At 54.0% G+C, this 11,997-nt stretch carries 12 protein-coding genes and 2 pseudogenes; 9 read left to right on the forward strand and 5 right to left on the reverse strand.

Annotation, left to right across the window (positions count from 1 at the left end; translation table 11 throughout):
- Nucleotides 1-214 precede the first annotated feature (214 nt).
- Nucleotides 215-584: pseudogene (locus tag Har1129_RS21375) on the forward strand (transposase).
- Between the two features lie 2 nt (nt 585-586).
- On the opposite strand, the gene Har1129_RS17775 reads toward Har1129_RS21375, so the two are convergent.
- Complete coding sequence (locus Har1129_RS17775; protein ID WP_225307849.1) at nt 587-823, reverse strand: hypothetical protein; 237 nt, start codon at nt 821-823, stop codon at nt 587-589.
- 689 nt (nt 824-1,512) lie between these two features.
- Between Har1129_RS17775 and Har1129_RS17780 the strand changes: the two genes are divergently transcribed.
- Nucleotides 1,513-2,325, forward strand: a complete 813-nt coding sequence (locus Har1129_RS17780; protein ID WP_151099606.1) for an aldo/keto reductase — start codon at nt 1,513-1,515, stop codon at nt 2,323-2,325.
- A gap of 271 nt (nt 2,326-2,596) precedes the next feature.
- On the opposite strand, the gene Har1129_RS17785 is transcribed toward Har1129_RS17780, so the two are convergent.
- Together Har1129_RS17785 and Har1129_RS17790 are read right to left on the reverse strand one after the other, a co-directional pair.
- Nucleotides 2,597-3,088, reverse strand: a complete 492-nt coding sequence (locus Har1129_RS17785; protein WP_151099607.1) for a hypothetical protein — start codon at nt 3,086-3,088, stop codon at nt 2,597-2,599.
- Nucleotides 3,081-3,953 carry a ParA family protein gene (locus tag Har1129_RS17790; RefSeq protein WP_151099608.1) on the reverse strand — a complete coding sequence of 291 codons (873 nt, stop codon included), beginning with the start codon at nt 3,951-3,953 and terminating at the stop codon, nt 3,081-3,083. The genes Har1129_RS17785 and Har1129_RS17790 overlap by 8 nt, the downstream gene beginning before the upstream one ends.
- Before the next feature lie 437 nt (nt 3,954-4,390).
- On the opposite strand from Har1129_RS17790, the gene Har1129_RS17795 reads away from it, so the two are divergent.
- From Har1129_RS17795 to Har1129_RS17815, 5 genes and pseudogenes are all read left to right on the forward strand, one after another.
- Complete coding sequence (locus tag Har1129_RS17795) at nt 4,391-4,678, forward strand: hypothetical protein (RefSeq protein ID WP_151099609.1); 288 nt, start codon at nt 4,391-4,393, stop codon at nt 4,676-4,678.
- A 57-nt stretch (nt 4,679-4,735) separates the two neighbouring features.
- Complete coding sequence (locus tag Har1129_RS17800; RefSeq protein WP_151099610.1) at nt 4,736-5,560, forward strand: hypothetical protein; 825 nt, start codon at nt 4,736-4,738, stop codon at nt 5,558-5,560.
- Between the two features lie 599 nt (nt 5,561-6,159).
- A pseudogene (locus Har1129_RS17805) lies at nt 6,160-6,741 on the forward strand (hypothetical protein).
- Between the two features lie 65 nt (nt 6,742-6,806).
- Nucleotides 6,807-7,817, forward strand: a complete 1,011-nt coding sequence (locus Har1129_RS17810) for a hypothetical protein (RefSeq protein WP_151099497.1) — start codon at nt 6,807-6,809, stop codon at nt 7,815-7,817.
- 237 nt (nt 7,818-8,054) lie between these two features.
- Complete coding sequence (locus Har1129_RS17815; RefSeq protein ID WP_151099499.1) at nt 8,055-8,396, forward strand: HalOD1 output domain-containing protein; 342 nt, start codon at nt 8,055-8,057, stop codon at nt 8,394-8,396.
- Between the two features lie 163 nt (nt 8,397-8,559).
- On the opposite strand, the gene Har1129_RS17820 is transcribed toward Har1129_RS17815, so the two are convergent.
- Nucleotides 8,560-8,820, reverse strand: a complete 261-nt coding sequence (locus Har1129_RS17820) for a hypothetical protein (RefSeq protein WP_151099501.1) — start codon at nt 8,818-8,820, stop codon at nt 8,560-8,562.
- 88 nt (nt 8,821-8,908) lie between these two features.
- Between Har1129_RS17820 and Har1129_RS17825 the strand changes: the two genes are divergently transcribed.
- A complete protein-coding gene (locus Har1129_RS17825; protein ID WP_005533486.1) occupies nt 8,909-9,157 on the forward strand; it encodes a hypothetical protein in 249 nt (82 codons plus the stop codon).
- 453 nt (nt 9,158-9,610) lie between these two features.
- Here the strand turns inward: Har1129_RS17825 and Har1129_RS17830 are convergent, their stop codons facing one another.
- On the reverse strand, nt 9,611-10,873 hold the full coding sequence (locus Har1129_RS17830) for a Cdc6/Cdc18 family protein (RefSeq protein ID WP_151099503.1): 1,263 nt from the start codon (nt 10,871-10,873) through the stop codon (nt 9,611-9,613).
- Between the two features lie 421 nt (nt 10,874-11,294).
- Here Har1129_RS17830 and Har1129_RS17835 point away from each other — a divergent pair, with 421 nt between their 5' ends.
- A complete protein-coding gene (locus Har1129_RS17835; RefSeq protein WP_151099504.1) occupies nt 11,295-11,771 on the forward strand; it encodes a hypothetical protein in 477 nt (158 codons plus the stop codon).
- Nucleotides 11,772-11,997 lie beyond the last annotated feature (226 nt).

Raw genomic sequence — 11,997 nt, forward strand, 5'->3', positions numbered from 1 at the left:
CCACGTTAGTCAAGTGGTTTGACAGAATTAAGACAGCGCTTTGGCGAGTGCTGCTGCGCCTGTCGGCGCAGGAGCACAAGCCATCCGGTCACGCTGCCATTGACGCAACGTTCTTTGACCGCGAAAACGCTAGCAAGCACTACTGCCGTCGGACGAATTACCGGGTTCAGACGCTCAAGCGACAGCTCTCATCGACACAGAAAGCCAAGCCATTCTGGACGTTCACTGTACGACCAAGAAACGCCACGATACACAGCTCGGCTGGCAGGTCGCCCGTCGCAACGCGGGCGACCTCGCCAGCCTCGCTGCGGACAAAGGCTACGATGGATGTATTTACGCGAGAAACTCCGCGAAAAGGACGTGGACCGCTGATCAAACATCGTGAGTTCCGGCCCATCGATCACGCGCATAACGCGCGGATCGATGGGCCTCGATACCGCCAACGAGCGATGTGTGAAACCGTCTTCTCGACGATCAAGCGCACGCTCGGCGACGCCGTGCGTGCGCGAACTTGGTACGGTGAATTTCGTGAACTCGTCCTGATGTGTGCAGTTCATAACATCAAGCAGGCAATGAAACAGTGAAATCAAGCTATGTCTGGCGATTCACCACGGCCGGTTAAAGTCAATCTCTGAACGGGCCTACCGCCGACGCGGGATGTATAGATAACGTAGAATACCTCGTCAATCTCGTATCTCTGGACCTTCACTGCGACGTCGTCGCCGTAGCCGACGATCTGCGAGACGATTTCGTCAGGATCTGGATGGACGAAGTTAAGAGAGAACTGCTTGTCGCCGGGATGATGATAGTAGACGTGCCCCATCTGCGTCCGTATTACTACTCATCTGTGCTTCTTAATCAAGTTCACGAGTGAGATTCTCATCGAAGAGTCGGTGAACCGGTTGATAGCGTCATTGAGCGTGCCGAAGTGAACAACTTGAATGGTAGGAGATACTTGTGATTCCACTGGTCAGATTTATATCATATAATGAATGATGTATATCTATGGCTGTTAGAGTCACCTGTGTTACGAAAGACGACTCTCACCTAGATGGCTGCGAATGCATTACGACTATCGGGTGGAAGAACCCTTCATCCGGCAATACTGGTTCTTCGTCTCCCCAGCAAATGTATGACTTCATCGAGAATGATGGTGGCCGAGCATACGTAGAGTATGACGGTGATACGGCTGATCTAGTAGCTGTTGATGGTGAAACCAAGAAACACGTACGAACAGAACCCGGAACACCTGACAAAAATCTCCTTGACCAACCGTCCTGCTGAGTGATCAGAATAGTTCGGCCCCACCAGTTTTTCTAAATCCAATACCATTCTACTATCGCTCTTGTGAAGCACGTTGTTATTTTAAGAGAGCAGCGTCGAGAGTCACCGTCGCGCCAGCAACGCGCTGCAGGGGCACACGTTCGTGACAGGTGCCGAGGGACGAACCCTGACCGCGTAAGTCGTATCCGACCAACATATTAATGCCCACAAGGTGGGTGTCTCGACTTGATGCCACGTGAATATCTACCACGCCTTGGACTAGGAACGTATTCCGACGAGAAGCGCGACCAGTGGCGCGAGAACGTACATACAGCTCTTGACGTCGGCTTCCGACATATCGACACCGCACAGGTCTACGAGAACGAGCAGTACGTCGGTGAGGGGATCAGGGAATCTAGCGTGGCTCGAGACGACATCTGGCTCTCGACCAAGACCGTCCATCACGACGTCCCGCTAAACGCTGAGCAGGTGCCTGCCGCAATCGATGGCTGTCTCGACCGACTTGGAGTCGACTTCGTTGATCTGTTGTACGTCCACTGGCCGTCCGGCATCTACGACCACGAATCCGTCCTTCCCGCCTACGATGAGGCTTACAAGGCCGGCAAGACTCGCAACGTCGGACTCTCGAACTTTTCGCCGGACCTACTCAACGAGGCGATGGACGTGCTTGATGCCCCACTGTATGCCCATCAAGCCGAGATGCATCCATTGCTCCCGCAGCGAGACCTCGTTGCACACGCCCAGGAACACGACTACACCTTCGTCGCGTATTCACCGCTGGCGAAGGGGGCGGTGTTTGATGTCCCCGAAATCTGCGAGGTCGCTGAGAAGCACGAATGCACGCCAGCGCAAGTGAGTCTGGCGTGGATACTCTCACACGAGAACGTCGCCGCTATTCCGAAGGCCAGCAGCCGGGAACACATGACCCAGAACCTCGCCACCCTGGATCTTGCACTGGATGAGGAGGATATCGAGTTGATCGACTCGATCGAACGCCGCCACCGTGAAGTCGACGCCGATCACGGTCCATGGAACTGGTAGGACGCCGCCATTCGTGGATGGCAGTCTATTGCCTCAGGGGTCGCCATACTGATGAACCGTATTGAATCGGCCTGTTCGAGCCCGTAATTGCTGCGATTAATATTTCGGTCGTGCCACAGTCTGGATCTTGCCCCAGGTGTTTCCTCGAGTTCCTCAGGGATCCAGTCTCAAGGTAATCGCAAGGTAGCAAACGGGTAAGTCAAGACGCAATCTACATTATGTACAAAATGTACAAAATCCAAATAGTGAAGATATTCGACCGAATTTGAGGTTAGTCGTTCGTGGCTTGCTCGCTCAGCATCTCCACAACTTCCTGGACACGCTCCTCATCAGCTTCGATACCACGCTCTCTGAGCACCTGGAGTGCGACTTCATCACCGTGGTCTGCAATCACTTGGAGACACGCATCTTGAAACTCCCTTCCCTCGAACTCGGGCACATCAAACATAGAGCATGCAGCAGTCACCGATGACCGCATCTGGGTGACGCCATTCCATGTCTCCTCCCGGACATAGAAGCCGTGCATATCGGTTTCATCAAATGAGAAGGCCGGCCCACCGGTCGATTCCTCCGTATCCTTCTGGACCTGAGCAGAATCTGTCTCCGTCTCTGGCGCTGTCTTTGTATCCTCAGTAGCCCTCTCCACATCTGGTTGCGACTCATTCTCCGTGTCAGTACGATTGGTACTGTCCGACTCTTCCCCGTCTTCCGTTTGTTTGAGCTGTTCAGCGACGTCCCCGAAACGGTCATCCTCATTAGGCATGGCTGTGGTCCTCCACAAGATCCGCTAAGTGGTCGAAATTCGGGATCTGGTCACAATCTTCGTCGAACTCTGAGACAGGCATCCCCTGTTTGAAAGCACGAGAAATCGCAGTCCGTTCGCGGATTCCTGGCTTCGGAATACTATCGACGTTGTGGCTAGAATCATCAAGGGCATCGAAGATTTCCGGCTCAACGCGAGCGTAGTCAGGAACAAACGAACCAAACTCTCGGTTGAGATTTTCAACAAGAGTCCGATGCTCGTTGTGTTGGCCCATTGTTTCTCGAATCATATTCGGGGTGACTGCGAGAATATCTAACCCGATATTCTGCCGAATTGGAGAAATCTGCCGTTCAATCATCTTATTGAGGCCGTTAATCGAACCAGCACGTGGGATCAGCGGGATGATGACACGCTGGACAGCGATGAGGGCGTTATCGGAGAGCTTCCCACGGCCGCCTGCGGCATCAATTATCACGTAGTCGTATCCGTTTTGCATGAGGGGTTCAACGACGTTGCGCCGAAGCTTCACATCTGCGAACCGTTCGTCCTTCAGCCTCGTCTCTACGTTCTCGAGATCGTTGCTTGATGGGAGGAGGTGAACGCCGAAATCCGTCTCAATGAGCAAGTCTTCGGGGTCCTCACCATCGATAAGGGCATCGCCGAGGTTAGCATCCCGGTCGTAAGCATCGTTGTATCCCAGTTGGGTTGTCATGTGCCCGTCCTTATCCAGATCCAAAAGTACCGTCTCATGGCCACGAGCAGCCAGTCGATCAGCGATATTAAGCGCAATCGTGGATTTTCCGACGCCGCCCTTGAGCAGCGAGACAGCTGTTCCGGGGAACCCTTCAAATTCGTCAGCACTCATTAATCACCACCTCCGATAAGCGGATTTTGTACATTTTGTAGCCAACCTGGATTGTGTGGATGTTGAAGAATTTTCACGAACTGTGGATAATGTACGTTTTGTCCAACTCATACGCGGCTCATTGAGGCTCATCTATCATAAGTCTGCGTCAGACAGATTGCTCGCGCTATGTTTACAATTTAAATTTCGTACATTGTGTACATTATCTCCACAATCAGTATCAAACTAACCAAATTAACGCTACCTACAAAACTCACAATTTCTACATTTTGTACACTTTGTCCACAATCGCTACCATCCCCATCAGGTACCAATTGCGTATAGCCACCAAAATTCTCATAATCTACATTTTCTACATTATTTAGATATTTTACGATATCACCGTCACCGTTCGAATGACAACTTTGTGCCACCCTCACGACTGGAGGTTCTAGACTGTGTCCAATCCAGACGACGTTGACAGCCACGGCTTGCTCACCGAACTCGCAACCTATCAGAACCGAAGGCTCCTGCTCTGGCAACTCGCAGCTGACGGCCGTTCGTTCTGTGGTGTTCGATTCGTTGCTCGGGAGCACGACCTGCAGAACGCGCCCGTCGACGAACAGGTCCACGCGTTCGTCGACGATATGCTCTCGGACGGTGAAATCCGGCCAGAGTACGATACGATGGCTGACTGGGACGCCCTAGAAGCGGCTCATGGCGACACCGCCGACCAGTTCCTCTAGATCGGACTCCTTCCCGTATCGATTTTGTGCGGCCTCCATGGCTGGAGGCTTTCCAGTATGTTGCCTACAGCCGAAGTCCCGTTTGAACCGATCTTCGTTGAAGAACCACTGCTTATCCCAAACTACCGAGAGGCGATCATCAGCAACGTCGGCTTACCGTTCTACGCCGATGTTGACCGTCCTGATGAGGTTCCCGCAGACGAGCAAGAACGCACAATCGACCTTGCAGAACGTATCCTGTGCACCGGCGGCGTCCGAACCGGGTTCGGCCACCACGAAGAGGTCCGAACCTCGATGGAGTCGTGGGCTCCCGATGCCGACGAGGACCGTGACGCCGATCCGGGCTACTGGCGGTCGTCGGTTCTCTTGATGTCGCCCCGCGAGATGAACTTCGGGCAGCTAGACGGTGGACCAGAAGAGAAGCACAAGAAAGCCAAGACAGTACTTGCTTGGGCCGGAGACTGTATCGACACCGACGTCCTTCAGGAGATCGAGCAGTCCCAAGCAGAGGATATCAAACAGGCGTGGCGAGATGCAGCGGAAGCCGAACTAACTCAGCGCAAGATCGAACAGTTCGCCGAGGAGCCGCCGGAAGGACTCGATGGCTGGCAGCGACTTGACGCTGATCATGATGCCGTTGAAGTGGCCTACGTCGCCGACAACCACGGAACCCCGTCAGTTGCGACCGTGTTTGAAGCCGCTGACGGTGAGCTGAAGGCCCACGAGTTCACGCTGGAAGCGTGGGAGGAGAACGATGGGAATCCTCGCGAGGCCCGGCTGAACCGGTATTGCGTCACCACTGACGGCGACGGGGCCTACGCCCGTCTTCGATCACATCTGCTGACCTTCGAGGTCGAGTCCATGGAGCAACTCGAAGTGTGAGTTGATTTCGCGCTGAGTACATCGAAGGCCGACAGTACGGCTGGTCGTATTCCGCTCTGCTGAATTGATTAGAACATTGTAGGAGCCAGTCATCAGGTGCGGACCAGAGCGTGATTGTATCTTAGTCGCTTTTAATGGTTTCCTCAGGGAGCAGTATCTCGGGTCGTTGACGGCAATCTGCAGCCCGTGCGAACGCTCTAATTCGATCCCACTCGTCGGGTGTGAGGTTGCTATCCATAATTGACAACTACCTGTTTGGAAGCTTAATATTTTATGAATTTAGACGAAATAAATAGTGGTTAAGGGGAAGCAACGAGGACACTCACCAATAAAGAATCATATTAATACAGGTCCACAAAGTGGGTGGTTGACTTTTTGTATAGACCAACCTCAGGAAACCCCTACGACACCTTCTTGAGACCGGTCAAATCCCAGACTTGACACACCAGATTTCGAGTGAAACACCATCGCTATCTGGTGGTTTTCTCCGGAAACAGTGGTGTGTGCCAATTCTTCAGCAATCGGTCGCCCAGACTGAGAGTTTTTTGAACCCCCAGCCGGGTGAGGGGTGCTCCAGCGAGAGCGTCCTGAAAAGAACCATGGCTTCGAAGACGACCAACAGCAGTCAGACCGGAGAACAGGCAGAACCCAGTGAATCGCAGTCGTTCCCAGAGTTGACAGTCCAAGCCGAAGGGACCGCAGACCGACTTCGGCGAGTCAATGAAACCGGGAGGGCCGATTGTCTCGAAACAGTCGAAGTTGAGCTTGCTGTCGAGTACGACATCGAGTCCTGCGACGAGTGGCGCAGTCTCATCGACCCGGACTATATGCAACAAAGACGGACCGTTGAGAAGGGCACGGTCATCGACGACTTGCTCGACAGGCTCGAAGGACACTACCGCCGGCAATCGTCCTCAAGGTTCCAAGCCCCGGACTGGAACCTCACGGTGATCGGCTCGGCGACCGCCTAGAGACGTCTCTTCATGGAGTGTACGCAACTGCGTGGCTCAGATCTTGACCGTGCCGACAAAGGCACTCTTCGTCTCAAGCAGTTGCTCGCCACAGACCTTGCAGACACAGGCGCAGCGCTGGCTGCCCTCGAACTCATCAACCAGTACGGCCTCGACGCGTCACCGGACAGCTTCATCGAAGAAGTCGCAGACGGCACAGGCTGCGAGTAGCCAGCTCACGCCCAGTCTCGGCTGCATTCGTTTTCTGTGACCCTCATGGCTGGAGTTTAAATACGATGACGAACGCAACCAAGCGTGTGACTGATCGGAATCCTGAATACGACCCCGCAGACATTCGAGGTGCAGCGAGTTCTGACCCTGAAACACGGGAAAACGGGCGGGAACGGGTCCTCAAATCCACCGGCTATCCCAGTCAGACAGAGGATGAGACTCGCACCTGTTCGACCTGCGGACAGGAGATTCCACAAGATAACCGCCAGTGTCCGTTCTGCGCTCAAACCGGTGTCTCAGAGATTCCTTCCGGCGATCAGGATAGCAGCCCACTTGGGGAGTGGACGTTCGGCCGGGTCGTACTCGCACTCGTCGAAGCGAACACTACCTTCCACGCACGAGCACTGGGCGCTGCGGCCTTCTCCGTGTCCAGTAGCATCGCGAGTGGCGAGGATACCTCTCACGGCACGGTGAAGTGTCGAGCGGCCTTTGGCACCGAGCCAGCCTCCAATCTCACTCAGGGCTGGCCCGACCTGCCGACTGAAACCACGATCGACGAGGAAACTGGACAGGCGCTCTTGGAGACAGCCGACGAGCAGACCGATTGGGACGGCGACGTCCAGCCACGGATCTATCTCGAGGACGGGACACCAATCACCGACCGCTCGGAGTTCCAGCGCCTCACAGAGGAGTTCCGACAGGACGATGGGACGTACTGGCTTGTGCCCGGCGTCGTACAGCGCCACCAGGCGAGAGCCGAACCGGAGATAGTTGGTATCGGGTTTTACTGTCGGCAGTGTGGCGCCGTGACGGGACACGAATCCCACGGGTTCGATGGCTTCGAGTGCCATCCCCATCTCGACCGTATGATCTGGACCTGTAGAGAGTGTGGACAGCACCGACACGAGCCCGAGCAGGAGGGTGACACGGAGGAGGTTACGGGCTATGAGCACCTTCCCGACGGCGTCTCACCCGAGGACATCCACGGCGACGAGCCAGACTTCCAGGAGCAAGAGTTCCAAGACCAGATCAGTGCCTATCGCGAGCGGAACGGATTCCTCCCGTGGGAGCGGTAACTGCCGTGTCGAGATAGCAGTCAGTCTGGCCAGCGTGTCATAGAAACAGTCACAGCCGATTTACTCCGGTCAACTTGAAATATTGAAATAGATATGGTTACGGAAGGCAGTGCAAGACACAGAGAGTGTATGCAGCACTGATCGATTACGTCGGTGATTAACTCGGAATGACTTCTGCCTATGTAACTCAGATCCTCACAATAGTGTCTTATGTGTGGGGATTGTACATTATTTTTGATGAGGGATTCTAAATTAGCGCTGACTCGGAGCTGTACGGTAATTAGTGATAGAGAGTTCGAGAAAGACGGGGACCAGACGCTCACGGAGGCGTTTGTCAATGCAATTGCTGAGGCTGAAGGCGTTGCCCCAACTGAACTGCCGCCATTGTACGAGTCGGTAGATTTTGACGCACTTACTCAGTTGATGGAACCACCCGATGAAGCTATTGATGGGAATGTGATCATGGCATTGCGGATCGGCAAGTGGAACGTATTCGTGAGTGCCAACGGCCGCATTCGTGTCTGTGACGCGACCATAGAGACCGACCCCGAATCGATCTTCGAGGATGAGCCGGTATAGATTACGTGATATCCCTTCGCAGTAGTCCTTTCTATGTATCGAACGCTCTCTTCGCACGCTATTTGACCAGAAAGTCGTGCAAGACTTGTGCCCTATATCTTGCACGCGACTCTTGGCAAGACCCAGCCAAACAGACTGTGCGAAGCCATCTATGACACGTTCGTCACTCTGGCAGTAGCCGATCCAAAACGACACTTGTCCCGTCCTCGGTCCGGGGCACTGTATTCTCCAGCAAGTGCTCATCAGTTTCGTCGACGTCGAGAATACCAGTTTCGACGATCCGGGGGCCGTCTTCTCTCTCACCGGTGAGGGTCAGGCACAGCTGACCGTCGACCTTCCCGCCGACGACCGAGATCGCCGCAACGTCATCGGGAAACGAGACGGTTGTCCAACCATCGGGTTTCCGAACCCGCAACTCGGTCATTAGTTCTTTTTCTCTCGGCAAACAGCATCAACGCTCCGTCTGGGTCAAGACGTATTTTCTGACTCCCTCGTGGCTGGAGGACATCATCTTGAGTGACACAGAATCGCCTTCGTTTGAGGAGTATGACTTCAACCACGGTGACCGCGTTCGCGTCGACTGGACGGACGGACAGGGACCACTCGACGAGGTCGTGGGCACTGTCTCAGGAATCTCGCGCAGCGCCGGCGACGTGATCGTCGCTGTCGAGGCCGACGACGATCAGTATCCGGACAACTCGCTCTACTACGGTACTCACGACGCCGCTCCCGAGTGGGTCGAATTGCTAGAGCAATCCTAGTCTGACGGCGGCCCCCTCCAAAGAGAGCCGTCAGCAGAGAGTTATGGCGCAACAGTACTGGTATTTGTCGGCGGTGCTGACTGTTTGATATGGCCGAGCGATAGCTGGGGCTGTGGTTTCAGATGCAGGTCGTGGTAAGGCGCTCGCTCGTCCGTCGTCGACGTCCATTACGGTTCGATGCGAGCGATAAAGTCCACATTTGGTTCGTCTACAAGTGACGCCACCAGTACTACAGCTGCGGCTGGTCAACGACGACGGTGCCACAGCGGGGACAAAGCAGGCGGTCGCGCTGAACAGAATCGTCCATGATCCAGTCACTGCCGATTGGGCTGGCGTGCTCGCAGGTCGGACAGAACAGCGCTGCTTTTGAAAATTGCTTCCTCGCCACGGGGTCAGAGTGAGCTAACCAACGATCAAGAGCGATTGTGTAGTTGTTGGTTAGTCCAGTGTCGGTCAGACGTAGGACATCAACCGAGCCTGCTGGGCCTCGTCGGGATCAGGGACGAGGTCGTAGCGCTCCAGTGTCGATTCAGAGCCATCCTGATCCTGTTTGAGCCCTTCGAAAACGAGTTCGGGGGAGACTTCCAGCGTGTGGATGTACGAACGGCCACCCGCCCGGCCGAGGTTGCGCTCGTCACGCTCAAGCAAGCCATAAAGGCGGATCGAGTCCAGGAAGTCGTTGACTCGACGCTTCGAGCGGGGTTCGTAGCCACACACCTCACAAATATTCTCATAGACCTGGTAGATGTTCTTCGCACGGGGAGAGGCCTCGTCGTCGATATTGAGGAAGGCCGTCGCGAGCAACGCGAGTTTCATCTGTGAGGTGAGCTGTTCGCGAACGATTGTGAGGACGCGCTGTTCCTCAACGCGGCTGCCAGCCTCTTCGACGTGGGCTTTAGTGACCTGCCCGGCATCGTGTTTGCGTGCGATATTCCCAGCCGTCTCAAGCAGATCGAGGGCCTCGCGAGCGTCGCCCTGTTCTTGGGCGGCCCGGGCGGCACACAGTTGGATCACACCCTCGTCGATAATCCCGTCCCGGAACACGAGATCGCCGTAGTGCTGGAGGATATCAGTGAGTTCGGTGGCATCGTAGGGCGAAAAGAAAATTTCGTACTCACAGAGCGTGCTCTTGACCCGCGGGTCCAGCGAGTCTTTGAACATATGGTTGTTCGAGATGCCGATGACACCGACGCGGGTGTCCTCCAGTGACCCCATCTTGCGAGCTCTAGGGAACTCATACAGGAGTTTGTCGTTGTCCGCACCGAGCATATCGATTTCGTCTAAAACAACGACGACATCGCCCTCGAGGTCGTCGAGTTCGTCGTACAGTGTCGACCAGAGGAAGCCCTTTGTCGGTCCCTGTTCGGGGACCTGATCGTCTGGGGGCCGGAGCTGGTTAACGAGCGAGATGAGGACACTGAAGATACTGTCGTCCTTGTTGCAGTTGATTTCGAGTATCGTCACCGGGACATCGTGCTGGGCGGCTTCGGCGCGGAGGAACTGCATCATTTTCTTCGTGACGACGGTCTTGCCGTTGCCCGTTTGCCCGTAGATGAAGACGTTGTTCGGGCCGAACCCTTCGATGACATCCTGCAGGGCTTCAGAATAGCGGCTGACTTCGTCTTCGCGACAGAGAATCGTCTCGGGGGTATAATCCTCATCGAGAGGCCGCTTATCGGCGAAGATTTTCCCAGGCTCGTCAAACGGGGAATCCATGTTAGATGTATTCTCAGACCAATCGATAATAAATCCCCAGTTCGAGTGTTTCGAGTGTTTCTCCTGTTCCAATGCATGGTTGCCTATTGACTCCCCCTGTTTCGAGTGTAACCATCATATAGAGAGGCTGTATCGATGATTATGGGCGTTCACCTGTTCGTGGTGAAGCAGTGAATGTTCGTCACCCCCCATTTCGAGTGTTCTTTTAGTTTTGGACAGCGGGCTGTGCTGGAGAGTTGACAGTGGGACTTCGGATTGTCTCCAAGCAGATGAGTGGGACATGACTGACCGACAGGCTTCCCTCAGCCTCCTACCGGTCATCTGTGAGTGTTCTGTATCGAGGAACCAGACAGAGAGGTAATCTACTAATGCTGTTCAGGACACACAAATAATATGAAAGAACGGTAACGAGGTGACAGACATGTCTGGTGTCGAATCGGTGCTAATCAAGGCGATTTTAAGCAGTGTATCAAGCAAGGGAACCTCTCTATTATTTTCTGAAGCGATAGAACGACTTCAAGAAGAAAAGGATCTATCTGAAGATGAAATTCAATATATTGATCGGGCAGTCCAAGTTATCATAGACATCGAACTCACATATAAATATAATATTGAAAATAGAGATGATCCTGATGTAGAGACTTTTTTGCAGGATTTAGATAGTGCGGCGAAGGAGGCTACAGAGCTGGAGGTCATCTCCGAAATGAAAGGGTTCGATCCCAAGAAGGGCGGAAGTAGTGTACTAATAGGAGTTGCGTCCGGTATGGCCGCAATATCTGACAATTACGCAGGTGTCAGCGACCGAGATGATATCCCTCAGGATACTACCCCGGACGAACTGTACCAAAGCTCTGCAGCCGCCCGAAATAGTATGCCGATTTTTGCAGATACAGAGTAGCCTGTTGTCCTGTGATGTCATCTCCTGCTTTACTGCACCCTGCAGCACTAACTGAGACGGTAGATTTGCACACTTACTGACCGAGTGATCCAATCATTTTTTCATGAAGCAGTTTTCGTGAGAGAGATTCTGGTGGTGAGATCCTCCGATTCACACACACCCCCCGTTTCGAGTGTTCTGCGGGAATCATCTGTTTCCCCAGGAATCACATCTCGAACGGCTTCGA

The organism is Haloarcula sp. CBA1129, assembly GCF_008729015.1.
In the GTDB taxonomy this organism is placed as follows: Archaea; Halobacteriota; Halobacteria; order Halobacteriales; family Haloarculaceae; genus Haloarcula.

What these genes read in the sequence shown, in the direction of transcription:
- Har1129_RS17800 (WP_151099610.1), top strand. Translation starts at nt 4,736, where the DNA reads ATGTTGCCTACAGCCGAAGTCCCGTTTGAACCGATCTTCGTTGAAGAA.
- Har1129_RS17830 (WP_151099503.1), bottom strand. Translation starts at nt 10,873, where the DNA reads ATGGATTCCCCGTTTGACGAGCCTGGGAAAATCTTCGCCGATAAGCGG.
- Har1129_RS17815 (WP_151099499.1), top strand. Translation starts at nt 8,055, where the DNA reads ATGAGGGATTCTAAATTAGCGCTGACTCGGAGCTGTACGGTAATTAGT.
- Har1129_RS17820 (WP_151099501.1), bottom strand. Translation starts at nt 8,820, where the DNA reads ATGACCGAGTTGCGGGTTCGGAAACCCGATGGTTGGACAACCGTCTCG.
- Har1129_RS17790 (WP_151099608.1), bottom strand. Translation starts at nt 3,953, where the DNA reads ATGAGTGCTGACGAATTTGAAGGGTTCCCCGGAACAGCTGTCTCGCTG.
- Har1129_RS17775 (WP_225307849.1), bottom strand. Translation starts at nt 823, where the DNA reads ATGGGGCACGTCTACTATCATCATCCCGGCGACAAGCAGTTCTCTCTT.
- Har1129_RS17835 (WP_151099504.1), top strand. Translation starts at nt 11,295, where the DNA reads ATGTCTGGTGTCGAATCGGTGCTAATCAAGGCGATTTTAAGCAGTGTA.
- Har1129_RS17810 (WP_151099497.1), top strand. Translation starts at nt 6,807, where the DNA reads ATGACGAACGCAACCAAGCGTGTGACTGATCGGAATCCTGAATACGAC.
- Har1129_RS17785 (WP_151099607.1), bottom strand. Translation starts at nt 3,088, where the DNA reads ATGCCTAATGAGGATGACCGTTTCGGGGACGTCGCTGAACAGCTCAAA.
- Har1129_RS17780 (WP_151099606.1), top strand. Translation starts at nt 1,513, where the DNA reads ATGCCACGTGAATATCTACCACGCCTTGGACTAGGAACGTATTCCGAC.